20 protein-coding genes are annotated in these 24,806 nt (G+C 43.2%); all 20 read right to left on the bottom strand.

Annotated features, from left to right (window positions below):
* Positions 1-609 precede the first annotated feature (609 nt).
* The 20 genes from CZ434_RS18940 to uxuA all read right to left on the bottom strand — a co-directional run bounded on the left by CZ434_RS18940 (position 610) and on the right by uxuA (position 24,602).
* Complete coding sequence (locus CZ434_RS18940; protein ID WP_077624550.1) at positions 610-1,425, bottom strand: sugar phosphate isomerase/epimerase family protein; 816 nt, start codon at positions 1,423-1,425, stop codon at positions 610-612.
* A 3-nt stretch (positions 1,426-1,428) separates the two neighbouring features.
* A complete protein-coding gene (locus CZ434_RS18935) occupies positions 1,429-2,604 on the bottom strand; it encodes a dihydrodipicolinate synthase family protein (protein WP_077624549.1) in 1,176 nt (391 codons plus the stop codon).
* A 12-nt stretch (positions 2,605-2,616) separates the two neighbouring features.
* Positions 2,617-3,768, bottom strand: a complete 1,152-nt coding sequence (locus CZ434_RS18930; RefSeq protein ID WP_077624548.1) for a Gfo/Idh/MocA family protein — start codon at positions 3,766-3,768, stop codon at positions 2,617-2,619.
* Positions 3,769-3,872: 104 nt separating this feature from the next.
* Positions 3,873-4,691, bottom strand: a complete 819-nt coding sequence (locus CZ434_RS18925) for an AraC family transcriptional regulator (protein WP_077624547.1) — start codon at positions 4,689-4,691, stop codon at positions 3,873-3,875.
* A 92-nt stretch (positions 4,692-4,783) separates the two neighbouring features.
* Positions 4,784-5,956 (bottom strand): sn-glycerol-1-phosphate dehydrogenase, encoded by a 1,173-nt coding sequence (locus CZ434_RS18920; protein WP_077624546.1) that lies wholly within the window; start codon positions 5,954-5,956, stop codon positions 4,784-4,786.
* 61 nt (positions 5,957-6,017) lie between these two features.
* Positions 6,018-7,496, bottom strand: coding sequence for an alpha-N-arabinofuranosidase (locus CZ434_RS18915; RefSeq protein ID WP_245831028.1), 1,479 nt, complete (start codon positions 7,494-7,496; stop codon positions 6,018-6,020).
* Between the two features lie 113 nt (positions 7,497-7,609).
* On the bottom strand, positions 7,610-8,257 hold the full coding sequence (locus CZ434_RS18910) for a YesL family protein (protein ID WP_077624544.1): 648 nt from the start codon (positions 8,255-8,257) through the stop codon (positions 7,610-7,612).
* 821 nt (positions 8,258-9,078) lie between these two features.
* Positions 9,079-9,918, bottom strand: a complete 840-nt coding sequence (locus CZ434_RS18905; protein ID WP_077624543.1) for a carbohydrate ABC transporter permease — start codon at positions 9,916-9,918, stop codon at positions 9,079-9,081.
* Complete coding sequence (locus CZ434_RS18900; RefSeq protein ID WP_077624542.1) at positions 9,918-10,904, bottom strand: carbohydrate ABC transporter permease; 987 nt, start codon at positions 10,902-10,904, stop codon at positions 9,918-9,920. Before CZ434_RS18900 ends, CZ434_RS18905 begins: the two co-directional genes overlap by 1 nt.
* Before the next feature lie 63 nt (positions 10,905-10,967).
* The gene (gene arfA / locus CZ434_RS18895; protein ID WP_077624541.1) at positions 10,968-12,485 is read right to left on the bottom strand and encodes an arabinosylfuranosidase ArfA; all 1,518 of its coding nucleotides are present in this window, start codon (positions 12,483-12,485) and stop codon (positions 10,968-10,970) included.
* Positions 12,486-12,639: 154 nt separating this feature from the next.
* Positions 12,640-13,974 carry an ABC transporter substrate-binding protein gene (locus tag CZ434_RS18890; RefSeq protein WP_077624540.1) on the bottom strand — a complete coding sequence of 445 codons (1,335 nt, stop codon included), beginning with the start codon at positions 13,972-13,974 and terminating at the stop codon, positions 12,640-12,642.
* 507 nt (positions 13,975-14,481) lie between these two features.
* Entirely contained in the window at positions 14,482-15,606 is a 1,125-nt protein-coding gene (locus CZ434_RS18885; protein ID WP_077624539.1) for a GntR family transcriptional regulator, read from the bottom strand.
* Between the two features lie 128 nt (positions 15,607-15,734).
* Positions 15,735-17,207, bottom strand: coding sequence for an L-arabinose isomerase (araA, locus tag CZ434_RS18880; RefSeq protein ID WP_077624538.1), 1,473 nt, complete (start codon positions 17,205-17,207; stop codon positions 15,735-15,737).
* A 12-nt stretch (positions 17,208-17,219) separates the two neighbouring features.
* Entirely contained in the window at positions 17,220-18,914 is a 1,695-nt protein-coding gene (locus CZ434_RS18875; RefSeq protein WP_077624537.1) for a ribulokinase, read from the bottom strand.
* Positions 18,915-18,931: 17 nt separating this feature from the next.
* Positions 18,932-19,621 (bottom strand): L-ribulose-5-phosphate 4-epimerase, encoded by a 690-nt coding sequence (araD, locus tag CZ434_RS18870; protein ID WP_077624536.1) that lies wholly within the window; start codon positions 19,619-19,621, stop codon positions 18,932-18,934.
* 274 nt (positions 19,622-19,895) lie between these two features.
* Positions 19,896-20,894, bottom strand: a complete 999-nt coding sequence (locus tag CZ434_RS18865) for a Gfo/Idh/MocA family protein (RefSeq protein WP_077624535.1) — start codon at positions 20,892-20,894, stop codon at positions 19,896-19,898.
* 134 nt (positions 20,895-21,028) lie between these two features.
* The gene (locus CZ434_RS18860; RefSeq protein ID WP_077624534.1) at positions 21,029-21,673 is read right to left on the bottom strand and encodes a bifunctional 4-hydroxy-2-oxoglutarate aldolase/2-dehydro-3-deoxy-phosphogluconate aldolase; all 645 of its coding nucleotides are present in this window, start codon (positions 21,671-21,673) and stop codon (positions 21,029-21,031) included.
* A 13-nt stretch (positions 21,674-21,686) separates the two neighbouring features.
* Positions 21,687-22,646 (bottom strand): sugar kinase, encoded by a 960-nt coding sequence (locus CZ434_RS18855; protein WP_245831027.1) that lies wholly within the window; start codon positions 22,644-22,646, stop codon positions 21,687-21,689.
* A 34-nt stretch (positions 22,647-22,680) separates the two neighbouring features.
* Positions 22,681-23,529 (bottom strand): SDR family oxidoreductase, encoded by an 849-nt coding sequence (locus CZ434_RS18850; protein WP_077624533.1) that lies wholly within the window; start codon positions 23,527-23,529, stop codon positions 22,681-22,683.
* Entirely contained in the window at positions 23,529-24,602 is a 1,074-nt protein-coding gene (uxuA, locus tag CZ434_RS18845) for a mannonate dehydratase (protein ID WP_077624532.1), read from the bottom strand. The genes CZ434_RS18850 and uxuA overlap by 1 nt, the downstream gene beginning before the upstream one ends.
* Positions 24,603-24,806 lie beyond the last annotated feature (204 nt).

The following is a 24,806-nucleotide window of genomic DNA, read 5'->3' as shown; positions in this document are numbered from 1 at the left end:
AGAACAAGTTGACTCTTGCGATTACAGTACTTCCTGGTTCTGGAATCCCAGAATGTTGAAAGGATATCCATTCATTTACACCGCAGAAAATTGACCTTTACTTTTCAAGGAGTGTCGCATTTTTCCTTCGCTTTGGATAACATCTAATCAAGTGGGAAAAGGTCCTAGATTTGTTTAACATGGAATATTCCCTAGCCAAAATTCAGAAAAAATCTAAAAGCGAAGGCAGAACACGCAGACTCCTGCAGGACAGCGAAAGGTCTTCGATGGGGCGAGTAATCGCAGTCCCACGAGTCCGAAGACCCCTAGTGATGGGTCTGCGTCTTCCAGTCAAGCTTCGTAGTGAATTCCTCGACCCACGGTTTTCGGTGGGACGAGTAATCGCAGTCCCAAAGGGAGCAAGGAAGCTTATTCAAGTAGTCCCCTGGCTGAGGCCGTGCCCGCGGAAAGCGAAGTGTTCTGCCGCAGCGAGGCCATGCGCTCAACGATCTTCAGAACAACAAGAAATAGAATTGTCACTATGTCGCAGTTTGCCTCAAATGTATTACTTTGAAAAGTACCAAATTTAAGAAAGAAAGGATTGCCGGGTGGCAGTCCTTTCTTTCTTTTTTACACGTGTTTGGAAAATCGTTCTTTTATCTCTCTGAGCACTTCATCCCCGGGACGGTCCCAGATTGCCTGGTTGATGATTTCCACCTCAATCGGTCCGTGATAGCCGGCCTGTTCCACAGCCTGGCGCATCCGGTTGATTTCAATTACTCCATCTCCCATCATCCCACGGCCTTTGAATATATCCGGCACAGGGACAATCCAGTCTGATACATGGAAACCAACAATCCTGCCGGCTGCCCGCTCAATTTGCTGGTATAATTCCGGATCCCACCATACATGGAAAACATCAACCACAACACCAACTTGTTCAGGACTGTATTTCTCTGCAATTGTATTGGCCTGTCCTAAAGTGTTAATGACAGATCTGTCTGCTGCGTACATGGGATGAAGCGGTTCGATGCCGAGCTTTACACCATGTGACTGGGCGAACGGGACAAGTTTTTCGATTCCTTCTTCCACATAGTTGCGGGCTGTATCAATGTCGCGGTCCGGTGACGGCCCACAGACCAGCACCAGCGTATCCGTACCCAACTCAGCTGCTTCCTCAACAGCACGCCGGTTATCGTCCAGCCGCTCTTCCCGTTCTTTGGCTGTAGGGGCCGGAAACATACCGCCCCGACAGATGCTTGAAACGTTTAAACCTGCATCCTTGACGATACGCTTGCTCTCCTGCAAGCCGATTTCGGCGATTTTATGCCTCCAAATCGAAATCCAGGGAATCTCCGCACGGACGCAGCCATCCACCGCTTCTTTTAAACTCCATTTTTCGGTTGTTATTTGGTTTAAACTCAATCTTTCCATTAAGTCAGCCATAACTTATACCCCCTGTTGAATGCCTGCCTGAGCAAGGACAAGCTTCATCCGTTCTGCTGCCAATTCCGGTTTTTCCAATAACCCTGCCTGGTCGGCCATCACGAACAGATCAGCAAGATGTGTGATAGAACGAGCACTTTCGGTTCCGCCAATCATTCTGAAATGTGATTGGTGGCCATTCAAGTACGCCATGAATACGACCCCTGTTTTATAAGAAAAAGTAGGTTTTTGGAAGATATGCCTTGATAATGGAACAGTTTTATCAAGGATAGAATCATACGTCGAAATATCCCCTTCATCTAAAGCATGAAGAGCTGCCGCAGCAGCCGGTGCAATGGCGTCAAAAATTCCCAGCAGCGCATGACTGTAACCTTGTTCATCCCCTTTAATCAATTCCGGATAATTAAAATCATCTCCCGTGTACATACGGACGCTGTCCGGAAGCAGGCGGCGCATCTTGATTTCTTTGCCTGCATCCAGCAGGGATATTTTGATGCCATCCACTTTGTCCTCATTGTCACGGATGATGCCGAGGCAGACTTCCATTGCGGCATCTATATCTGTATGCCCCCAATAACCTTCCAAGGCCGGGTCGAACATATCACCCAGCCAGTGTAAAATGACCGGCTCGGATACATTGCTTAAAATTTTGTTATATACCCTGGCATAGTCTTCAGGTCCTTTCGCACAAGCTGCCAGTGCACGACTGGCCATCAGGATGACCTGACTGCCTTCCCCTTCGACAAAAGAACATTGTTCTTCGTATGCCGCCTCGACATCCTCCAGGGTAACCTCTGGGCCCGGAGCCAGGTGGTCCGTTCCAACACCACTCGCTATCCTACCGCCGACAGCTTTTGCTTCCTTGACAGAGCGACTGATCAATTCTTTAGCACGGTCCCAGTTCAATCCCATTCCGCGCTGGGCAGTGTCCATTGCTTCTGCCACTGACAGCCCCAACGACCAAAGATGGTGTCTGTATGCCATCGTCGTATCCCAGTCAATCTGTCCATCTGTCAACGGATCTGTATCAGCCAAAGGATCTGCGACAACATGGGCAGCAGAGAATGCTGTCCTATTTTGAAATGTTTTTCCTTTCGGTATATCAAACGGCGCTGCATCTCTTGGTTGATACGTATAGAGCTTCCGTCCTTCTCCTGGCAATATTAATTTACCAACCATTTGTTCACCCTCCTATACATTCAATTCCGGTACATCGACCCAGCGTCTTTCTTTCCATGACTTCAAGCCAAGATCGGATAATTGTGTTCCTTTAGCCCCTTCTAACAGATCCCATGTAAATGGTTCATCCGCGAACACATGTTTCAAGAACAGTTCCCATTGTACCTTGAACCCATTATCAAATACTTGGTTATCAGGTACCTCTTCCCATTGGGATAAGAAATCATGTGGATTTGGAATATCCGGATTCCAAACAGGCTTCGGCGTGTTGACACGGTGTTGCGTCTTACAATCGCGCAATCCAGCTACAGCACTTCCTTCTGTTCCATCCACTTGTATGGTCAACAAGTCATCACGGTTTACCCTTACTGCCCAGGAAGAGTTTGCCTGTACGATAATTCCTCCGTCCAATTCAAAAGTACCGTATGCGGCATCATCGGCGGTACATGTGTATTTCTCTCCGTTCTCATCGATGCGTTCCTCTATATGGGTAGCACCCAGACAAGACACCGCACGAACAGGGCCAAACAAGTTATCGATCACGTAACGCCAATGTGCAAACATATCGACGATAATTCCGCCGCCATCTTCTGCCCGGTAATTCCAGGATGGACGTTGGCCTTCCTGCCAGTCGCCTTCAAACACCCAGTACCCGAACTCCATGCGAACCGACAGAATTTTACCGAAGAAGCCTGCATCTATTAATCTTTGCAATTTCAAAAGACCCGGCAGGAAGAGTTTATCCTGTACGACCCCATTCTTCACACCGGCTTCTCTTGCAAGCCTGGCAAGTTCCAATGATTCTTCCACACTAGTTGCGGTAGGTTTTTCACAATAGATATGTTTTCCGGCTTCAATAGCCTGACGGATACCTTCTGCTCTTCTAACCGTTGTTTGTGAATCGAAGTAGATTTCGTTATAGTCGTCAGCCAAGGCTTCGTCCAGATTCGTACTCCAGCGCTCTACCCCGTACTTTTCCACAAGGCCTTTCAATTTGGCTTCATTTCTCCCAACTAGAATCGGATCAGGCATTAAGGAATCGCCATTACCCAACGCCACTCCTCCTTGCTCTCTTATTGCCACAATAGAACGAATCAAATGCTGATTGGTTCCCATTCTTCCCGTTACACCGTTCATAATAATTCCTAGTTTGTGCTGTGCCATTCATGTATCCCCTTTCAACGATTTATACTCTTATCATAAGGCCATAAAAAAAATCCGTCTTATTAATCTAAGAACGGATTTCTTAATATCGGAAATGAATTGCTTCAGATGATTTTTTTGTAAGCTGTTCGGTACTTGTTTGGTGACACTTCCGTCGAATTTTTAAAAGTCCTGTAAAAAGTCGACAAAGATTCAAACCCGACTTCGAAGCAGATGGAAGCAATATCCTTATTGGTTTCAGTCAACAACTGCTTTGCCAAACCTATCCTTACTTCTGTTAAATACTGAATAGGGGTTACTTGATACCTTTCTTTGAAAATGGTATTCAAATGTCTCGTGCTCATTCCAAGTTTTGAAGACAGATCTTCTGCACGGATATTTTCGAAATAATGGGTATCAATATAACTGCGTAGTCTCTCGGCCCGCAAGACATTTGCATCAAAAGATTCCGGCTGCTGCTTGGACCTAGCTAGTTTCAACAACAGCTCAGATAAAAAGATTTTCATTGCAACAATATTGATAGAGTCCCCATGTGACTGCTCATACAACATTTTCCTCAGCAGCTGCCTTATATTACTGCCATCAAAAGGATTCAGCTTCACCAGATGGGTTTCGGAGAAGAATGCCTGAAGCAGATCTTTTTCCAGAGAAGAACCTAATATGTGACGGTCGAAAGCAAGTACCAATACGGTGAGTTTAGAATCGGAAATGATTGAATGGGAAGAAAAAGGTACAATGATACCCACATTATCTTGTGTGAAGGAATGGCTTTCTCCGTTGAGAACGATTTTTCCTTCCCCCTCCAGAGCATATAACACCTGATGCACCTGGTGATGATGTTCGTTGACCGAATCCCCTGTTGTATGGTTACTTTCATACAAGCGAATTCCTTCTGCGTTCAATTCCAAGTGTCTACTACTCATAACCATAACCCCTCCAACACAGACATGATATCTATTATAGTATCATAGATCATATGGAGATGGAGTCATAGGAAGAACACTTGTTATCGCTTTTAAACGGGAATTGCAATCTCTTCTGTCTTCAACTGATTGAACAAATAAAGACCGGTACATCTGTCTCTTATTTGGTAAGCTTCATTAAGGCTTTCCTGTAAAAGATGTGTGGAAATACCGAGCTCATCAGGGGTTCCCGGCCCACCCGATCTCGCCAGCAAATCCCTGATTTTTTCCGGATTAGGAAGAGAAGCAATCAATCCGCTTACTTCTTCCCAATTCTCCCTCAGTTTGTCTATTTTGATATCTTCTTTTACATATTGACTTGCCCTGTTCTTATACAACCCTGTAATGATTGCTGTGCTCACCCCGACCTTGGCCCCATGAAGCAGTTGTCTGGCGTTTTCTTTCAACAGTGCCATTTCCCAATAATGGGAAAGGTGGTGTTCACCACCGGAAGCAGGTCTTGAATGGTCGAGCAACAACATCACTAAACCAGATTCAATCAGTGCCTGGATAAGGACTTTAATTCCCTTTTCCCCGCCTTCCCCGATAACATCCACATTTGCCACACAAGCCTCCAATGACTGCCTGGTAATGGCAGCAGCTCGCTCGCTGTAAGGCTCATCGGCGATTAATTGCGATATTTTCCAATCAGTCAGCGATGTATATTTACCGAGAATGTCCCCGAATCCGGAGGCAGTCAATTCCCTCGGCGCTCCCATCAAGACATCGAGATCCGCAAAAACAGCAACTGGAGCAGCAGTTTGAATTGTTTTCTTTTCACCCCTGAAAATCAATGGCGCACCTTTGGATGTAAATCCGTCAACCGAAGCGGCTGTCGGAACGGAAATAAAAGGAATATTCATCTTGAAACTGACGAAGCGCACGATATCATGAATGGTACCGGATCCAACCGCCAGCAATACATCGGTCTTCTTCGATGTCCCTGCAAAGAGTTGTACAATCGACTGTTCATCAGCAATTACCTGTCCATTGCTGTCCGGCTCCAATTCGACCATCGTCGCTCCTCCCAAATCTGCTTTCAACTTATTGCCAGCAGCTGCTTTGGTATTTTTATCGACGACAATCACTATATTTTTGAATCCCCGGGAACCCAAGTAACCTGAGATCGAGTTGAGGGCCCCTCTTTCTATCGTTACTTCGGGTAAAGATTCCGGTTCATCCCCTATCTCCTGTGCCAATTTATTTATTTCTTTCATTGTATCCATAAGATCCCTCCATTTCTGTCAATCTCCCAGAACCAAAAGCGTCTACAGCTGTACGCTAAAGCTAATTCAAGCTTAAAACAACGACAGACATTGGTGGCAGCTCAACATCCAGTTTGTTTTCTTCATTCTTAAAGCTTTTGAAATCGATCGGCTTAATGTTCTCAGGTTGCTCAAACGTGTTATGTTCATTCATTTTGTCAGCAGTTAAAACACGGCCCGAAACATGGCTGAACTGTTCACCTCGAACATCGAGACTTAGCTTTGTCTTACTTGCTTTTTCCAAGTTACATAGACTGATATTTATTGTGCCATCTTGTGCTTTCGAAGCAGAGACACTTATTCCCGGGAAAGCTTGTCCATTCTGTTGAACCGTTTCTGCTTCCACATCCAAGGCAAGCCTTTCTGCATTTTGATGGACCTTATACATTTCAAATACATGATATGTCGGCGTAAGGATCATTTTTTCCTGATCGGTTAAAATCATTGCCTGCAATACATTGACTGTTTGTGCAATGTTGGCCATTTGCACACGATCACTATGATTATTGAAAATGTTCAAGGAAACACCGGCCACCAAAGCATCCCGGATCGTATTTTGCTGATATAAGAAGCCTGGATTAGTTCCCGGCTCCACATCAAACCATGTACCCCATTCGTCAATAATCATGCCCACTCTTTTATCCGGATCGTACTTATCCATAACTGTTGCATGTTTCGTAATGAGCTCATCAATATAAAATGCTCTTTGCATGGTGGTGTCCCATTCACCCTCCGCAAAGTCCGTTGCAGACCCTTTGTTATTCCAATTTTTTCCTGGAATGGTATAATAATGGAGACTTAAACCATCCATATGGGGGCCGGCTTCCCGCATCAGCACTTCTGTCCAATTATAGTCATCATCATGGGCGCCGCCTGCTATCTTATACAATTTATTGTCTCCGTAATTTCTTACATAGGTCTGATAAAGCTTATAGAAATTAGCATAAAACTCCGGAGACATGTTTCCACCGCAACCCCAGTTTTCATTGCCGACTCCGAAATATTTTACCTTCCATGGTTCATCTCTACCATTTTCAGCCCTCCAATTCGCCATCGGCGACTCGCCATCAAATGTCAAATACTCCATCCACTCAGACATTTCCTGCACTGTCCCGCTGCCGACATTGCCGCAGATGTAAGGCTCAGCGCCCAGCATTTCACAAAGCATCATGAATTCATGGGTGCCAAAATGATTGTTTTCCGTCACTCCGCCCCAATGCGTATTCACCATCCGCTTTCTATTCTCCCGTGGACCTATTCCGTCTTTCCAGTGATATTCATCCGCAAAACATCCGCCGGGCCAGCGCAATACTGGTATGTCAATCGCTTTTAATGCTTCTAAAACATCGTTCCTGACTCCATTCGTATTTGGAATCGAAGACTCTTCCCCTACCCATATTCCTTCATATATCCCTCTGCCAAGATGTTCGGCAAAATGTCCGTAAATATTTTTATTAATTGTCCCTTGTTTGACGTCTGTATTAACAATCACCTTGTTCAATTTATTCCACCTCATTTAAAAATATTATGTAACATTATGACTACCAAATCTAATAACCTCTCTACTGTTAAAACCTGCATCCAAACTATTTAAAATGGGAACAAGGCGCACATTTACTGTGCCCCTTCCTGTTCCTCTATCAAAGATACTTTACTGTCGATTTTGCTAAACACCTGCAGTGCAAACCACATACTGCAAATAGCTGCTATACTTATTGAGAAGAATGGAATCATGCCTGGATAACCTAAGGATAGATAAGTAATCGAAAACAGGACCACACCCATGCCAAGTGTATAGTGGATTTTAGAAAGTCCGATAATTACCGCATTCCTGATATGATGGAAACACTTTGCTTTATAATGAACCAACAACGGAAAACTCCACATAACAATCAAAAAGTAGATGAACAGCACTGGATAGAAAGCAAAAGGAATAATGAACGGTATCTCCCCTTGATTACCAGTGAGAATCTGGAAATTCACATAAAGGATGATACCTGCGATGGTAATGATCCAACCAACGACGTTTGCGGAAAGAAAGTCTTTTTTATAAATACCGATAAACGACTTCCATATGGAAAAATCCTTATCCCCTCTTAACCATTTTCTCGAAACACCCAATGCAGCAGCAGTAGCGGGGAACACTCCTGCTATCAACAGACCTGCCAAGGAAGTCCCAATCCATAACAGATTGACAGCTACCAGTCTGGTAATCCATTGGAGAAGAGAATCAAGAGTCGTCACTATTCCTTTTCCATTCATGCCTTATCACACCTTCTCAATGAAATGACTTTCTAAAAGATTAATAGAGCTGGAATTGCTGCCCAACTAAAAACTTCTTGTGAACAATATATATAAACTACGAACTAACCCAGACATAACTTCCTCCCATCCTGATCCGATGAATGCTAGTCCGTCGCTGCAGAAAAATACTCGCTTTCCGCGGGGAACGCTTCAGCCTCCTCGCGAGCAAAAAGCGCTCACTGTGGGGTCTTCAGACTGTTCCTTTCCCGCAGGAGTCTCGCATTTTCCGCAGCTTGGTATAAGTTTTCTGATTAGGTGAGAAGTGATCCTGAAAGGTGTCTAACATGTGTACTACTAACAAATTGAGCAACTAGGTCACTTCACAGCACACACCCTGTAGTTTTTTCAGAACTGCCCTTTTGCAAAAATTTTAAAAGACACCCATGAATTTACATCCAAAACAGAAAGTGAACACTATATTCAAGGATTGCAAACAATTTCCGCTGCTTACGATTGATTTTTAGTTAATTGAGATAAAATCCGAAAATCCTAGAATATGTCTAACATAGGTATCTTTACATCGAAATTCAGAAAACTCCTAACAGCGAAGGCAGAACACGCAGACTCCTATGGGAACAGCGCGAGTCCGAAGACCCCGCAAGAAGCGTTCTTTGCTGATGAGGAGGCTGAGGCCGTGCCCATGGAAAGCGAAGTGTTCTGCCACAGCGAGGATATCCTCTTCACTATCATCAGAATGTAAGGAAGTCTCACTGAAGTGAAATTTCACTAGTTCGCATCTTCCCTCTACTGTAATGATTTGCATGACGTTATGAAGTTTGTCACCCTTTTACCCCGCCGACTGTGAGACCTTCCACAAAGTAACGTTGGAAGAAGACAAATAAAACAAGTATAGGCAGGATAGTCATTACGGATCCGGCAATCAAGAGGTCGTAATTGTTCCCGTAAGGAGTCAGCAATGTCGCAAGTCCCAGTGGGAGTGTAAACATATCATTGGAGCGGAGAACAATTAGCGGCCAAAGGAAATTATTCCAGCTGCCAAGCCCCTGAAGTATTGCCATTGCTGCAAATGATGGCAGCATGAGCGGCATCATGATTCGGAAGAAGATGCCATACTCCGTTGAACCATCGATTCGGGCCGAATCCATTAGTTCTCTCGGAAGACCAAGAGCATACTGCCGAAAGAAAAAGACAGCGATCGGTGCAACAATCATCGGTAGAATAACGGCAGTATATGAGTTGATCAATTGAAAATTAATCATCATCTGGTACAAAGGCAACATCATGATTTCAAAAGGAATCATTAAAATAAATAATACGAGCACAAAGAAGAAATTCCTGCCTCTGAAATCATAAACTGCCAAAGCATAACCAACCATGGAGGAGAAAAACAAAGACAAAACAATTGCGAGCAGGGAAATAATCAGACTGTTCCCATACCATTGCCAGTAAGACCCTCCATCAGAAAAGATATATAAATAGTTATCAAGGGTCAGCGTACTCGGATCAAAAGTAAGACTTATCCCGTCCCGCATAAGAGTCGATGATGGACGGAAAGATGAGATAAACAAGCTGATGATCGGGAATAGCGCTATAAAAGAAATCACGAAAAAGATGCCATTTACGACCCACTTAAGAAGTTTGTTTTCGTTCTTTTTCATTATTCATCCCCCCGTTTAAAGGCACCAGTAAGAATCAATTGTATGAAACTGATGACGAATATAATCAACATCAATACAACGCCAACCGCTGCCCCGAATCCCATATCATTTTGTTGGATTCCTTGCTGGTATAAATATCCGACTATGGTCAATCCAATATTTCCCGGTGACCCCGCTTCCCAAAAGACAAAGCTTTCCTCGAACATTCGGAATCCGTTGATAATCGAGATGGTTGTGACAAAAATAGTAATCGGTTTTAAAAATGGCAATGTCACAAAGCGAAACTTTTGAATAGCAGTGGCTCCATCGATATCTGCAGCTTCATAAAGTTCTTTAGGGACATTTTGCAGTGCTGCCAGGAAATACAAAATGTTAACCCCCATCCAACGCCAGGAAGTGAGCAACACCAACAGAAACATCGCCGACCATCTTTCATATCTCCATTCCAGCGGACTGATTCCAAACCAACCTAGAAATTGGTTGGCAGCTGCGGTTTCGGTCTCTCCAAACATCAGCCTGAAAACCATACCGGAGACAATAACAGATGCCAATGCCGGTACAAATAAGGAAGCCCTGAAAAATGTTTTATATTTTACTAGTTTTGAGTTTAGAAAAACAGATAACAGTATGGGCAGGGCAACCAGGATTACTACTGTCAAAATCACATAAACGGTCGTATTGGTGACCGCTTTATAGAATGTTGGATTCGTTATCCGCTGATAGTTTTCAAGTCCAATAAAGGTAACTTGTCCGGGCAGGATGCTTTGAAAACTCATAATGATTGCCTGGACTGCCGGATATAGTGTTAAAACCAAGAAGGAAATTACAAACGGCGTGATGAAAACATATGGTGCGACTTTTTTTGAATTTAGAAACTTCAAGATTTTGTTTGGTTCTTTCGGCTCTCGGTTTTTCCCCGGCTGTTGTCCTTGCGGTTCTCCAACAGGATCTACATGTTTCTTTGCATTAGCAGAAGTAGCTGTCATAGAAAACTCCCCTTATAATGGCGTTTTATTCATTTGCAAGACCTCCAACAGACAACCAAACCTCTAGGATGATGTTTTTTCTAATCGAATGACATTCCATGATGTTTTCGGCAATCTTATATCCAGAATTCCATTCTCCAGCGTTGTCTCGCCTCTTTGATGCGGCATGACAGCTTCATGATCCGGAGTATTCACCGCTTTCAAATCTTCATTTTCCAATACAACATGTTCTACAAGCTGATAACCTTCAAAACTCCTCACATCACTGGAAACTTGAATGGCTTCCTCCAAATGCTTATTGACCATGAATAGGTTCACTTCTTCTTTCTCCTCGTTATACACAGCGGCACTGTCAATATAAGGGACGTCCGTAAATTCTTTACTATCATATTTCGGAGATGAAAGAATCGGCTTTAGTGAGATGCCCCGACCATAAACGGAAGTGTGCATATAAGGATAGAAAATGGTCTGTTTCCAGGAGCGTCCGTTATTTTCCGTCATAATAGGAGCAATGACATTGACAAGCTGCGCCATGCAAGCAATTTTCACTCTGTCTGCATGTTGTAAAAAAGTGATCAGCATGCTTCCAACTAAAAGGGCATCCTCGAAGTTATATTGATCTTCCAATTGAGGCGGTGCTATCGTCCATGGTTCAATTTTTTTGTCCGCATCATTGGAATGGTACCAGACATTCCATTCATCAAAACTTAAGTTTATCGTCTTTTTGCTTCGGTGTTTGGCTTTAATATAATCACAAATCGATGTGACTGTTTTGATAAAATGGTCCATATCCATGTTTTTCGCCAAATAATTAGCAGGGTCGTTTTCGTGGTTTCCATAATATTGATGAAGGGAAACAAAGTCTACTTGTTCATAGGTGTGGTCTAGTATCGTCGCCTCCCATTCAGCGAATGTAGGCATTTTTGTATTCGAACTTCCGCATGCCACCAGTTCGATGGATGGATCAACCAGCCGCATCGCTTTCGCCGTTTCCGATGCCAGTCTTCCATATTCATCTGCTGTTTTATGGCCTACTTGCCATGGACCATCCATTTCATTGCCAAGACACCAAGTCTTAATGTTATGTGGAGAGTCATAACCGTGTGACTTCCGTAAGTCGCTCCAGTAAGTACCACCAGGATGATTGGTGTATTCTAGAAGGTTTCTTGCTGCATCTATCCCTCTCGTTCCAAGATTTACTGCCATCATCACTTCAGCTCCGGCCTTTTTTGCCCAATCTGCGAACTCATTGGTTCCGACTTCATTTGTTTCAATGGTACGCCATGCAAGTTCAAGTCTGCGCGGGCGATCTTCTTTCGGACCAACGCCATCCTCCCAGTTATAAGCAGATACCATGTTCCCACCTGGATATCTGACTATCGGCACTTGTAACTCTTTAACCAGTTCAAGAACATCCCTGCGGAACCCTTGCTCATCTGCTTCTGGATGATCTGGTTCGTATATTCCCCCATAGACTGCTCGTCCAAGGTGCTCGATGAATGAACCATAAATCCGTTCATCTATTTTCGCAATTTGGTAATTTTTGTCCAGAATCATTTTTGCTTTCAATTGATCTGCCATCAAAATCACTCCTCTTTTATTGAATATAGGAATCTATCAACTTGAAAGGTAATACTTTAGAAGCTTCTCATGTATACAGTCGGCCAACCTAGTAACGCAAGTAAGCCTTCTATGTATTGTGCAAGGCACAGTAACTGTACCTTGCACGTTATTTTTATTGATTCTCTACAGCTTCCTGGGCTGCATTCAAAGCTTCTTCCGGTGTCTGGGACTCCTGCCTCAACACACTGTCCAATACGTTCGTATTGATTTCCTGCGCAATAGCCGGTGTTTTTTCCGTTATGTGTAACTCATTGATTTCCTCTCTTACAGAAAGCAGTGTTTCAAAAATTTCATCACTAAAATAGTCGAAGTATTCATTGTCTTCCTGAAGAGCCGGATCTTCCCAGACAGTCCACATTGGTGGATCAAACCCTAACACTTTCCACAAATCAATGTTTCCTTCTTCCGAAAGTTTGGCATAAGCCAAGAATTCCCTTGCAAGGTCCGGATGTTCAGTTTGATTGGTAACAACTGTTCCCGTACCGCCCATTCCCGCAGAACGGTTACCGCCTTCTTCCCATGCAGGCAACGGACGAATGGCCATCTTACCTGATAAATCAGGCATATAATCGAGGAAACGTCCCATATACCACATTGGCATTACAAGTGAAGCAGCCCCGCCTTCATTCATATAAGAATAAAATTCTTCTGCATGAGGCTCCCCACCTGGAGTCAATTCAGCAATCTCATGCTTAGATACCAAATCATGCTGGAACTGTAAGGTGTCAATGTTCGCTTGATTGTTAATCGTAAGTTCTCCTTCTGCATTTGTGAAATCAGATCCTCGTTGGGACACCAATGACCAATAAGGAAGGTAGTCACCGGTCGGAACAGTCGTCATCATTGCATCTGTATTCTCCACGACTTTTTTTCCTGCTTCAACATAGTCGTCCCAAGTTTCAATTGAATCGATATCCACACCCGCTTCTTCCATTATTTCAGTGTTATAGTACATCATAGTAGCCCCTACGTGTGTCGGCATTCCATAATATTGGCCATCTTTACTGTAAATTTCGAATCGAGCCTTGACGAAATCATCAATAACCGGTTCAACGTATTCATTCATCGGCAGTAATTGCGGTTCACCAGCCAAGTAATTCGGGAAGCGGCTGATCTCCACATCGACGATATCAGGAGCGCCTTCTCCAGATTGAAGGGCTAAAAGCAAGTTATTGTGCATTTGATCGTATGGATATGTTTCTGCTTTTAACTTTATTGCTTTATCAGGATTCTCTTCATTCCATCTGTCAACTGCATTTGCATAGAAGTCATTGTGAAGTTCTGTAAATGTCCAAAAGGTTAATTCCGTAGCATCTTCCACATCGTCACCCATCGTCTGGGTCTCTTCCGCGTCACCACTCGTTTCGCTTCCTTCACCACTGCACGCCATAAGCAAAATAGCAATTAATCCGAACATCAAAGCAAGCAAAAACTTATTGTTTTTCATTAGGTCCTACCCCCTGCCCCTTTTTTAAAAGCGCTTACAAAGTTTGTTTGGCGAATAAATTTTCTTTCTGCCGACTACCACCTCCCCGTGTTAGTTAACATAAGAACAACCAAAAGATAACGCTTACAAAAATGAAAGTGATACCTACAACTTTCTTTTCACTGCTCATGATGCGGATAATTGTACGTATAAGTAATCTTGAATAAAGTATATAAGAGTAGGTGGACAATTTCAATCATTTTTTCAAAAATAGTTATATAATTTTCCAAATATTTAATCAATTATATTGTTTTTTATATATTATATTTTAAGTGAAATCGCTCTATGACGCTATAAATAGCTTTTTATCCCTTCTGGCGGTCCACCTATAAATACAAAACCCAATCAACGAACCACGTACGTATAAGTGTACTATTTCACATATCTTTTTGATGGAGTTATTTATCATTTATATAACAAAAAGCCCTGTCATATATGACAGGGCTTCCCTTCCTCTACTTTTTTCAACTACATGTAACTTTCCTGTTTTAGCTTTTCATCCAAAGAATTAGTTGAACTTCGCACAATAAGTTCCGGTTCAAAAATAAAGGAGCCATCGAATGCCTTGGTTTGACTGTTTTTACTCTTGATCATATTCAAAATCATTTCCCCGGCCTTTTTTCCCAATTCTGTTTTTGGATGTGATATGGTCGTCAGTTTCACTTCCGATACTTCAGCAAGAAAGGAATCGTCGAAGCCTACAATGGACATCTCATCAGGTACTTTTATTTTTCGTTCTCTTAATACATCCAACAACTTTAAAGCCAGCTCGTCATTATAGCACACCATTGCTGTAGCTTTTTCATCACTATCCAATACCTCCTGAAGAAACTGGGTGGGGCGTTCTACTTTTTCATCAGTACTGTAAGTTAGGATATAATCTGGATTTACTGGCAGCTTGTTTGCTCTGTGTGCTTTCAAGTAGCCTTTCATCCTTCTTGTTCCTTGCAAATCATCTGTTTTAAACAAACCTATGATACTTTTATGTCCTTGTTTGATCAGGTGTTCTGTCTGCAAATATCCACCCTGTTCGTCATCCAAAGTTACACTTACCGGCTCCAGCTCGTCATAAAACGAATTAATCATGATATAAGGAATATTAAGTCGTTCCAAGTGTAAATAATAGCCTAAATTAGGGTTGGCATAGCCGCTTTTCGTCGGTTCAATAATTACTCCGTCGAATTGCTGCTCAATAATTCTTTCCAGGATAGTCCGTTCACTTTCGTGGTTGTTATTCGTACTGAATAAACTGACCTGATAATTTTGTTCACTTAAGTAAGATTCCGCTCCGCGAATGATGGATGGAAAAATATAATCCGATATATAAGTCGTAACAATCGCAATATTTTTCTGTTCGCTTTTACCCTGTTGTTGATCAGGTTGTCTGTCTGCGCAGAAAGTACCTGCTCCTTGTTCCCTGTACAGCCATCCCTGATTCACTAAATCCCCTATTGCCAGACGTACGGTATGCCTGCTCACCCCGAACTGTTTCATCAACTCACTTTCCGAGCTGATTTTCTGGTTAGGCAAAAACGTACCATCCATTATTTTCGATTTAATCGCTTGTTTGACCATATTATGCTTTGTCTGCATGTAAACACCTCTGAGTTACTTCCCTAAATTTCATTCGTATAAGTAGTTAACACATATTATACCATCTTGCATTCACGAGAAGCCATACTAGAGGACTTGCAGACGATCTGCATGTCGTCCAATAGCCATTATCTCCAAATGACTTCGTTCCATTTCAATTCCTTTTTGAATTCTCTCAACTTAGTATCATTATTGATGATCAGACATTCAATTTTTGCCATTTCCGCAAAGTCCAACAACTGATCTGTTGTCACTTCAAATGAAAGAACTGTATGGTGAGCTCCACCGGCATAAATCCATGCTTCTGTTGCTTCACTTAAAGACGGCTGCGGTTTCCACAATACTTTAGCAACAGGAAGGTTAGGTGTGTCGATTTCGGGTTGTTCGGCATCTACTTCGTTCACTACAAGCCGGAAACGACCGCCCAACTCAACGAGTGAAGCATTGACCGCTTTTCCGCCTTTACCGTCAAAGACTAGTCTGGCGGGATCTGCCTTGTTGCCCATTGTAAGCGGGTTGACCACGATTTTCGGTTTAGTAGCGGAAACTGTCGGACATATTTCAAGCATATGGGAGCCCAAAATCATTTCATTGCCAGGCTCTAAATGGTACGTATAGTCTTCCATAAAAGAAGTTCCTTTGTTGTTAGCAATAATCTTCATGAATCGCAATAATGCTGCTGTCCGCCAGTCGCCTTCTCCAGCAAACCCGTAACCATCCGCCATCAGACGCTGCGCTGCTAAGCCTGGCAGCTGCGGCATTCCGTGCAAGTCTTCAAAATTGGTAGTGAAGGCCGTATAATTTCCTTTTTGCAAAAACTGTTTCAACCCTAGTTCGATTCTTGCCTGCTCTTTGATTGAAGTGACAGTAGCTTCATCCTCTTCAAATGTGTACAAGTCTTTGTATTCTTGATACAGGTCTTCAACCTGCTGATCGGACACTGTTTCCATTTCTTCTACCAAGTCACCGATACCATAGTAATCGACCGTCCAGCCAAATTTGATTTGTGCTTCGACTTTATCTCCATCTGTTACTGCTACATTCCGCATGTTATCACCAAATCTGGCCACACGGATGTTTCTTCCTTCCGACACGGCAACTGCAGTATTCATCCAATCTGAGCATTTTTGTAAAACTGTTTCATCTTCCCAATAACCCACTACAACTTTTCTCGGAATGTTCATACGTGTTCCAATAAACCCATATTCCCTGTCTCCATGGGCAGACTGGTTGAGATTCATGAAATCCATGTCGATATCTTCCCATGGAATATCTCGATTGTACTGCGTGTGTAAGTGCAGTAATGGTTTCTGAAGGCTGTTCAGCCCGCTGATCCATATCTTCGCCGGAGAAAATGTATGCATCCATGTAATCAAGCCGGCACAATTTTCATCCGCATTGGCTTCAAGGCTCAATTTATGGATCTCATCGGCTGTAGTAAGCACGGATTTGAATACAATTTTGAAAGGAAGTTTCCCTTTCTCGTTCAATTTGCTGACCATCTCCACTGAATGGTCTTCAACTTCCCGTAACGCCTCGTTTCCATACAGATGCTGACTTCCTGTTACAAACCAAAATTCATAATTTTTCAATTCCAACATCATGATTCCTCCTTATTTGTTCAATTGCACTGTTTCGTTTGCTCTCGTTCCTGCTTTAATGTTTTTCAAAGTCTTCATGACATCGTTTTGTCCTCTTCCGAAATAGTCATGAAGTTTGTTATATTCCTGGTATAGGTTTTCATATACCTCTACATTTTCCGGAATTGGCTCAATGACATCCTCACGTACCCGGCCCATTATTCCGGCAGCTTCCATGATTGAATCAAAACCACCATTGTCACTTCCAGCGGCGACCGCACCGAACATAGCGGCACCTAACGCCGGTGTTTGTTTGGAATCTGCTATTTTAATTTTCCGGTTGGTGACATCAGCATAAATTTGCATAAGCAGCTGGTTTTTTTGCGGTAAGCCGCCACATGCGTACAACTCGTCGACCGGTACACCGTTTTGATGGAATGCATCTACTATTTTTCTTGTACCGAATGCTGTGGCTTCCAACAACGCACGATAGATTTCTTCTGGTTTTGTCTGCAGAGTGGCTCCGACTAGCAAACCGCTAAGCTCTGTATCTACTAAAACGGAACGGTTACCGTTCCACCAATCGAGTGCAAGCAGTCCTGTTTCGCCTGGTTTGTATGATGACGCTTTATTTTCAAGCCATTGATGAACGTTAATTCCTTCTTTTTCCGCAGCCTCCGTTACATAAGCAGGTACCGCCTTGTCTACAAACCACGCAAATATATCACCGACAGCAGACTGACCTGCTTCATATCCGTAGTAGTCGGGAATTATCCCATCTTCGACGACCCCGCACATACCTTCCACATACCTCTCCTCTGTTCCAAGCACCATATGACAAATGGAAGTTCCCATAGCCATAACCAATTTGCCCGGTGTAACTACACCCATCGCAGGAACAGCAGCATGTGCATCGACATTTCCGACGGCTACAGCAGTGCCTGGCTTCAATCCGGTGATTTCAGCCATTTCATTGGAGAGACCGCCAGCTTTTGTTCCGAGCGGCACAACATCTCCGCGAAGTTTGGTTTCGACCAGATTCTCAAGACGCGGATCCAGTTCCCGGAAGAAATCCTTGCTCGGATAGGTGTCCTGCTTATGCCAAATCGCTTTGTATCCGGCCGTACAGCTGTTCCGTTTTAGGGAGCCAGTCATTTGAGAAATGACCCAGTCGGTTGCCTCGACGAATTGATCTGTCCTTTCATACGTATCGGAATCTTCATTTAAAATTTGCCAAATTTTAGCGATCATCCACTCTGAAGATATTTTGCCGCCATATCTTGGCAAGAACTGCTCACCACGTTGCTCGGCAATTTCATTCAGCTTTGTTGCTTCCTCTTGGGCAGCATGATGTTTCCACAACTTGACCCAGCTGTGAGGATTGTCTGCAAGCTCGGGGGTGAAGCATAGTGGATCACCCTTCTCATCTATTGGGAGCATGGTACAAGCTGTAAAATCAATCCCAAGACCGATGACATCTTCCGCACTAATCTTAGATTGTTCCATCACAGCAGGTACAGACTTTCTCAACACCTCTATATAGTCATCCGGATGCTGCAAAGCCCACTCCAGGCCAAGTTTCACACCGGAAGGCAGTTGTTCCGTCATTACTCCATGTGGATATGGTGTTACGTGATCCGCAATTTCTTTCCCATCCTGTAAGGAGACAAGTACAGCTCTGCCTGACTCCGAACCAAAATCAATTCCGATTGCATATTTTTCCGTCACTTGTATTTCCCCCTTGTTTATTTTTGTCCGTAATAGGCATTGACACCATGTTTACGGAGATAATGCTTATCTAAGAGTGCTTGTTCCATATCCGGTGTCTCCGGATTTAACTGGAATGTATGATAGGCCATTTTCGCGACCTCTTCGAGAACAACTGCATTATGGACAGCATCTTTCGGATTCTTCCCCCAATTGAATGGTGCGTGGCTGTGCACCAGCACACCAGGAACTTGGTTGGGACTAATTGTTTCAAAAGTTTCTACTATTACATTGCCTGTTTCCAATTCATAATCCTGCTGAATCTCTTGATCTGTCATTTTGCGTGTGCAAGGGATTGTCCCATAATAATAATCGCCATGCGTGGTGCCCAGCGCCGGTATGCTTTGACCAGCTTGCGCCCATGTAGTAGCCCAGGAAGAATGAGTATGCACAACACCGCCGATTCCTGGAAATTTCTTGTAAAGTACAAGATGTGTCGGCGTGTCAGATGATGGTCTGAGATTTCCTTCTACAACGTTTCCATCTAAATCTACAACAACCATGTCCTTTTCCGTTAAATCTTCATAAGCTACGCCACTCGGTTTGATCACCATTAATTGACTCTCTCCATCGTAACCGCTTACATTACCCCAAGTAAAAGTGACTAACCCATGCTCTGGCAGTGCCTGGTTTGCTTCCAGTACTTCTTTCTTCAGGTTCTCCAGCATTATCGCTTTCTCCCCTTCCATCATTATCTTGTACGTATAAGTTAACCTTGAATTCATCTTAATACAAAATATTCGTACGTGCAAGATAAAAAGGCAATTATTTTCGAATCCCTTAATAATGCTTGTGTTTAGGGTTGAAAAATAGACCAGGAGCTCTGTACCGAGACTAGCCTTACGGAAGAAAAATGACATTTCACTTGTATGGTGCACTATCTCTCCTTTATCTTTAAAGAACCAGGTGAAGAGATACAGAACTTGGAATGTCAAAAATTACTTATTCAATCTTCTTAATGGAAATTTCCTTGCCTTCTTTGATTGAATTCAGTGCGCCTCCTATCATCGCGAAGCTTTTTAAGTTATCCCCGATATGAGTTACCGGCTTTCTATTTTGCCTAATGGACTGAACCATCTCAAAGATGGAATAAGCTCTATCCTCGTAAGGCAGCTCAGCTAGTTTCAATTCTCTTATCGTGCCATCTGCCAAGGTAATTTTAGGAATATCATCTGTCAATTCTACCATTCCCTTACTACCCACTAATTTCAATTCTCCATTCCACGAAGTTTCTTTGCCCCGGGTTACCCAGCTTCCGAAATAATTTATTAATGTATCGCCGTCAAAATCAATGGTAGCACTTACAACAGGATTTCCCCCAAACCAACTCCAAGAGGGTCTCATACTTTTTGCATAAATTGACTTCGCCTCTTTACCTAAAATATGTCTCATCAAATCGAAGTGATGGATACTCATATCTTCTATCAATATTTCATTATACTGGTCACGCCAGCCGCCGAATTTTGTTGCTCTTCTAAAATTCCACTCACCATATTCAATTGTTCCAATGCTCCCTTCCCGCACGCACTTTCTCAATGCTTCTATCTCGGGTCTCCATCTGTAATTCTGGCTGATCATAATAAATTTCGAATATTTTTTTGATTGTTCGTATAGCTCAAAAGCATCATCTACTTCTTTAGTAATTGGTTTTTCCATGAAAACAAACAGTCCTGCCTCCAGAGCGTCGATTGCAAGGGACTTGTGTGTCTGCGGAGGTGTAATAATTATTGCAGCATCTGCATTTTTCTCTTGCAGCGCCTGTTTATGATCTTGATAGAAGGATATTGACTGGTTGTTGAGGAGGCTTTTAGCAGTTTCTAAGTTTTGTTTAAAAATATCCACTACTGCCACTATTTCGATTTGCTGATAATCTCTTAATATTTCGAGCCATGATTGACCGAAACCTCCGACCCCAATTTGAATTACTTTAATTTTTTCCATTCTCTTATCACTCCTTGAATAAAAGCAAAGTTCGATTTTTCTTAGCAAACTTCAATTTAAAGTAGACGGGATGAAACGTTAAAACAGCAGCAAACGAGTTCCTGTCATAACCCGCCTGCTGCCGTATTGATTGATTATCCTCTTGCCCGTGAAACTGCTGCTACATATTTTTCAGCAAGTGCTCTTAGTTCTTCCCACTTTTCTTCCTGAATGAGTTGTTTATTAACAAGCGACCCTCCAATACCTGCCGCCACTGCTCCTGCCTTGATGAATGATTCGACATTCTCCAGGTTAACTCCACCTGTAGGCATCTTAGGTACTTGGCTGAGTGGTCCGTTTACATCTTTGATAAATTGTGGACCAACCACACTGGCCGGGAAGATTTTTACCATATCTGCCCCCCACAAATAGGCCTGATAGGCTTCTGTTGGAGTAAAAACTCCCGGGATCGCCAGCTTCCCTTGTTTTTTTGTGTACTCTATTGTTTCTTTGTCTAAAATCGGAGCAAAGATGAAATCAGCTCCTGCATTAATCGCTTCTGCAGCCTGCTCTTTGTTCAATACTGTTCCTGCACCAATAGCAGCCTTCGTGCCGTGAATTTCTTTCAACTCGTGTATAAGATCTGCAGGGTTGTCCGAATCCATCGTTATTTCGATGCCAGATACTCCTCCATCAATGAATGCCTGCACGAGTGGTTTTACTTTATTTGGCTCTATTTTCCGGATAACTGCCGTGATACCGGAAGACAATAGTTTATCTAATACTGGACTTTGGTTCATCTTTTTTCCTCCTCTATCTAACTACATCTTGTGTTGTCGATTTAAACGCATCGATTTGGGCCTTTGTCGGCAATCCTTCAATGTCACCGCCTACCGTCACGATCATTGCTCCAATCAAGGCCCCTCGCTCAACTGCTTCTTTCAAAGACGCCCCTTCCAAAAGGCCACTTAATACGCCTGCAGCAAATCCATCACCTGCTCCAATAGGATCAATTACTTGGTCGACCTTATGGCTTTCTACAAATCCTTGGACTTCTTTATCTGCATAATAGGTTCCTTCTGTACCGTTTTTGATGATTGTTTGATTAATTCCATTCTGTCTGCATAATTGGAACAGTTCTTCTGGATCCTTTGTCCCGAATATATACTCTGCTTCATCCAGTCCGGGCATGAATAAATCCGCCTGGCTGGCGAGCCATATCAACTCTTGTTTATGGTCCGGAAAATCCTTCAATATTTTATGCCGTAAGTTCGGATCAAAAGATACAAAGACGCCATTTTCCTTGGCAAAGCGAACAATTGCCCTAGTCATATCTTGACAACTCTCACTTAAGAAAGGCGTGATACCGCTAACATGAATGATCCGGGCATTTTTCAGATAATCCCAATCAATCTGGTCTTTCGATAACCGGCTGGCCGCCGAACCTTTTCGGTAATAATAGACTTGATTTGATCCGTCTCTTATTCTTTCTTTTATATAAAGACCAGTTGGCGCATCCGGGGTTTTGACTACTCTCGATGTATCAACACCTTCCGCTCTTATCGAATTAATGATGTAATCACCTATTTCATCGTCGCCGACTTGGCTGATCCACCCTGCTGAATGACCAAGTCTGCTGACTCCAATAGCGACATTGGATTCGGCTCCCCCAAACCGTTTATGAAACTGATTAACATAGCGGAATGGCCCGTTGGTCACTGGGTCAAAAATAACCATTGTCTCCCCAAACGTAATTAAATCAATTTGCTTCATGTTTCATTCTCCCCTTCTTAAATCTCGCACTTGTTTACACACCTGAGTATGCGAGGAATCCCCCGTCAACTGGGACGGTAATGCCCGTGACAAAACCGGACATATCGTTATCAACAAGCCAGACCAGCGTCCCAAGCAAGTCTTCCGGCGAACCAAAACGTTTCATGGGAGTTTGGCTGATAATTTTATGCGAGCGCTCTGTCAGCGATCCATCTTCTTCTATAAGCAGCTTCCGATTTTGTTCTGTCAGGAAAAACCCCGGTGCAATTGAGTTAACCCGGATACCTGCATCTGCAAAATGAACGGACATCCATTTGGTAAAGTTGTCGATACCAGCTTTTGCCGCACTGTAAGCAGGCACTTTCGTCATAGGAGATGGAGAACTCATGGAAGATACATTGATAATAGTCGTCCCCTCTTTTTCTACCATTCGTTTAGAAAAAACCTGAGTGGGGATAAAGGAGCCTATTAAATTCAAGTTAAAAACAAACTGAAAACCTCGAGTCGTCATATCAAAGAACGTTTTCAATTCTTTGTTTTCCATGTCTTCTGGTTTAAATGTCTCTCTATCTGTTGTACCTTCAGGGTGATTTCCACCTGCTCCATTTATAAGGATGTCGCATACTCCCAATCTTGCTACAACCAACTCTTCAGCCCTGCGGACACTCTCCATGTCTAATACATCACAAGGGAAGTTCAAAGCCTCTCCGCCCGCTTCTCTTATTTCGCAGGCTATTTTCCGCCCTGCCTGTTTATTGCGGTTTAAAATGGCAACTTTGACGCCGTGCCTTGCAAGTTCTTTAGCCATCGCACTGCAAAGCACTCCACTGCCACCCGTTATAACCGCCACTTTACCTTTTAAATTTTGATGAATAGCCAACATTAGCTGTTCACCTTCTTCGCTCTTTCCAAAGAGTCCCAAATCCCCCACAGATACATCACACCTAATCCGCGGTCGTATAGTCCGTAACCCGGGCGGCATTCTTCCCCCCAGATATGCCTGCCATGATCAGGTCTGGCATAACCCGTAAATCCTGTCTCGTGGTAGGCTTTTACCACCTCATAGATATCAACGGAGCCGTCTTGTGTACGGTGGGAAGTTTCGATGAAATCCCCATTATCGTAAGTTTTGACATTGCGGATATGGGCGAAATGAATCCTGTCAGCAAATTCACGAACCATGGCAGCCACATCATTGTCCGGGTTTGCACCAAAAGAGCCGCTGCAAAGCGTAAGGCCATTATATGGATCATCTACCAGATTGAGAAAACGCTTTACATTTTCTTGATTGGTAATAATGCGTGGCAGGCCAAATACTGACCAAGGTGGATCATCCGGATGGATAGCCATCTTAATATCGTGCTGCTTGGCTATCGGAATGACCTTTTCAAGGAAATATTGGAGATTGTTCCAAAGGTCTTCGTCGGTAACTTCTTTGTACTGTTCAAACAAATCAGCTAAATGTGCAAGTCTTTCCGGTTCCCAGCCAGGCATAGTGTAAGCGGAATTCTCGGATATGCTGTTGACTAGTTCCATCGGATCGATGTCTTTGATTTGAGCATTATTGAAAAATAACGCAGTGGATCCGTCTTCCATTTCTTTGAAGAGCTCCGTTCGCGTCCAGTCAAATATTGGCATGAAATTATAGCAGATGACTTTAACCCCGACTCTTGCCAGCTTTTCGATTGTATGAATATAATTCTCGATATATTGATCTCTCGTCGGCAGGCCGAGTTTGATATCTTCGTGTACATTCACGCTTTCTACCACGTCAATGTTCAAGCCATATTGGTCAGCTTGTTCTTTCACTTCCTGGATCTTATCCATCGGCCATTCGTCACCGGCCGGTACATCATGCAGTGCCCAGACAACGCCTTCCACCCCTGGAATTTGTTTGATATGTTTCAATGGCACCCGGTCATTACCTTCCCCAAACCACCGCATTGTCATCTTCATTTGATTTCCCCCTTTGCCTGTTTCATTTAATAGAGAAGTCCGTCTAAGCTGCTTTATTTATCTATCATTTTAAGCTGGTTATGAGCTACTCACTCTCCCAGAAACACTAGATTGTTTCTCATAAACCAAAGACTGCGACATAACTTTTATGTGACTTCCTACCATCCTTTCGGTCTAAGTGGTAGTCCAGCGCTACGGAAAAAT

The organism is Sediminibacillus massiliensis (assembly GCF_900156915.1).
Classification (GTDB): Bacteria; Bacillota; Bacilli; order Bacillales; family Amphibacillaceae; genus Sediminibacillus_A; species Sediminibacillus_A massiliensis.
This window is presented reverse-complemented; position numbering and strand designations above follow the sequence as displayed.

Bases quoted from the DNA above. Each gene is read 5' to 3' on its own strand.
- CZ434_RS18865 (WP_077624535.1), bottom strand. From the start codon at position 20,894: ATGGAAAAAATTAAAGTAATTCAAATTGGGGTCGGAGGTTTCGGTCAA.
- CZ434_RS18940 (WP_077624550.1), bottom strand. From the start codon at position 1,425: ATGGCTGACTTAATGGAAAGATTGAGTTTAAACCAAATAACAACCGAA.
- araA (WP_077624538.1), bottom strand. From the start codon at position 17,207: ATGTTGGAATTGAAAAATTATGAATTTTGGTTTGTAACAGGAAGTCAG.
- CZ434_RS18860 (WP_077624534.1), bottom strand. From the start codon at position 21,673: ATGAACCAAAGTCCAGTATTAGATAAACTATTGTCTTCCGGTATCACG.
- CZ434_RS18885 (WP_077624539.1), bottom strand. From the start codon at position 15,606: ATGCAGACAAAGCATAATATGGTCAAACAAGCGATTAAATCGAAAATA.
- araD (WP_077624536.1), bottom strand. From the start codon at position 19,621: ATGCTGGAGAACCTGAAGAAAGAAGTACTGGAAGCAAACCAGGCACTG.
- arfA (WP_077624541.1), bottom strand. From the start codon at position 12,485: ATGGCAGATCAATTGAAAGCAAAAATGATTCTGGACAAAAATTACCAA.
- CZ434_RS18935 (WP_077624549.1), bottom strand. From the start codon at position 2,604: ATGGTTGGTAAATTAATATTGCCAGGAGAAGGACGGAAGCTCTATACG.
- CZ434_RS18930 (WP_077624548.1), bottom strand. From the start codon at position 3,768: ATGGCACAGCACAAACTAGGAATTATTATGAACGGTGTAACGGGAAGA.
- CZ434_RS18855 (WP_245831027.1), bottom strand. From the start codon at position 22,646: ATGAAGCAAATTGATTTAATTACGTTTGGGGAGACAATGGTTATTTTT.
- CZ434_RS18920 (WP_077624546.1), bottom strand. From the start codon at position 5,956: ATGGATACAATGAAAGAAATAAATAAATTGGCACAGGAGATAGGGGAT.
- CZ434_RS18905 (WP_077624543.1), bottom strand. From the start codon at position 9,918: ATGAAAAAGAACGAAAACAAACTTCTTAAGTGGGTCGTAAATGGCATC.
- CZ434_RS18890 (WP_077624540.1), bottom strand. From the start codon at position 13,974: ATGAAAAACAATAAGTTTTTGCTTGCTTTGATGTTCGGATTAATTGCT.
- CZ434_RS18910 (WP_077624544.1), bottom strand. From the start codon at position 8,257: ATGAATGGAAAAGGAATAGTGACGACTCTTGATTCTCTTCTCCAATGG.
- CZ434_RS18900 (WP_077624542.1), bottom strand. From the start codon at position 10,904: ATGACAGCTACTTCTGCTAATGCAAAGAAACATGTAGATCCTGTTGGA.
- CZ434_RS18850 (WP_077624533.1), bottom strand. From the start codon at position 23,529: ATGTTGGCTATTCATCAAAATTTAAAAGGTAAAGTGGCGGTTATAACG.
- CZ434_RS18925 (WP_077624547.1), bottom strand. From the start codon at position 4,691: ATGAGTAGTAGACACTTGGAATTGAACGCAGAAGGAATTCGCTTGTAT.
- uxuA (WP_077624532.1), bottom strand. From the start codon at position 24,602: ATGAAGATGACAATGCGGTGGTTTGGGGAAGGTAATGACCGGGTGCCA.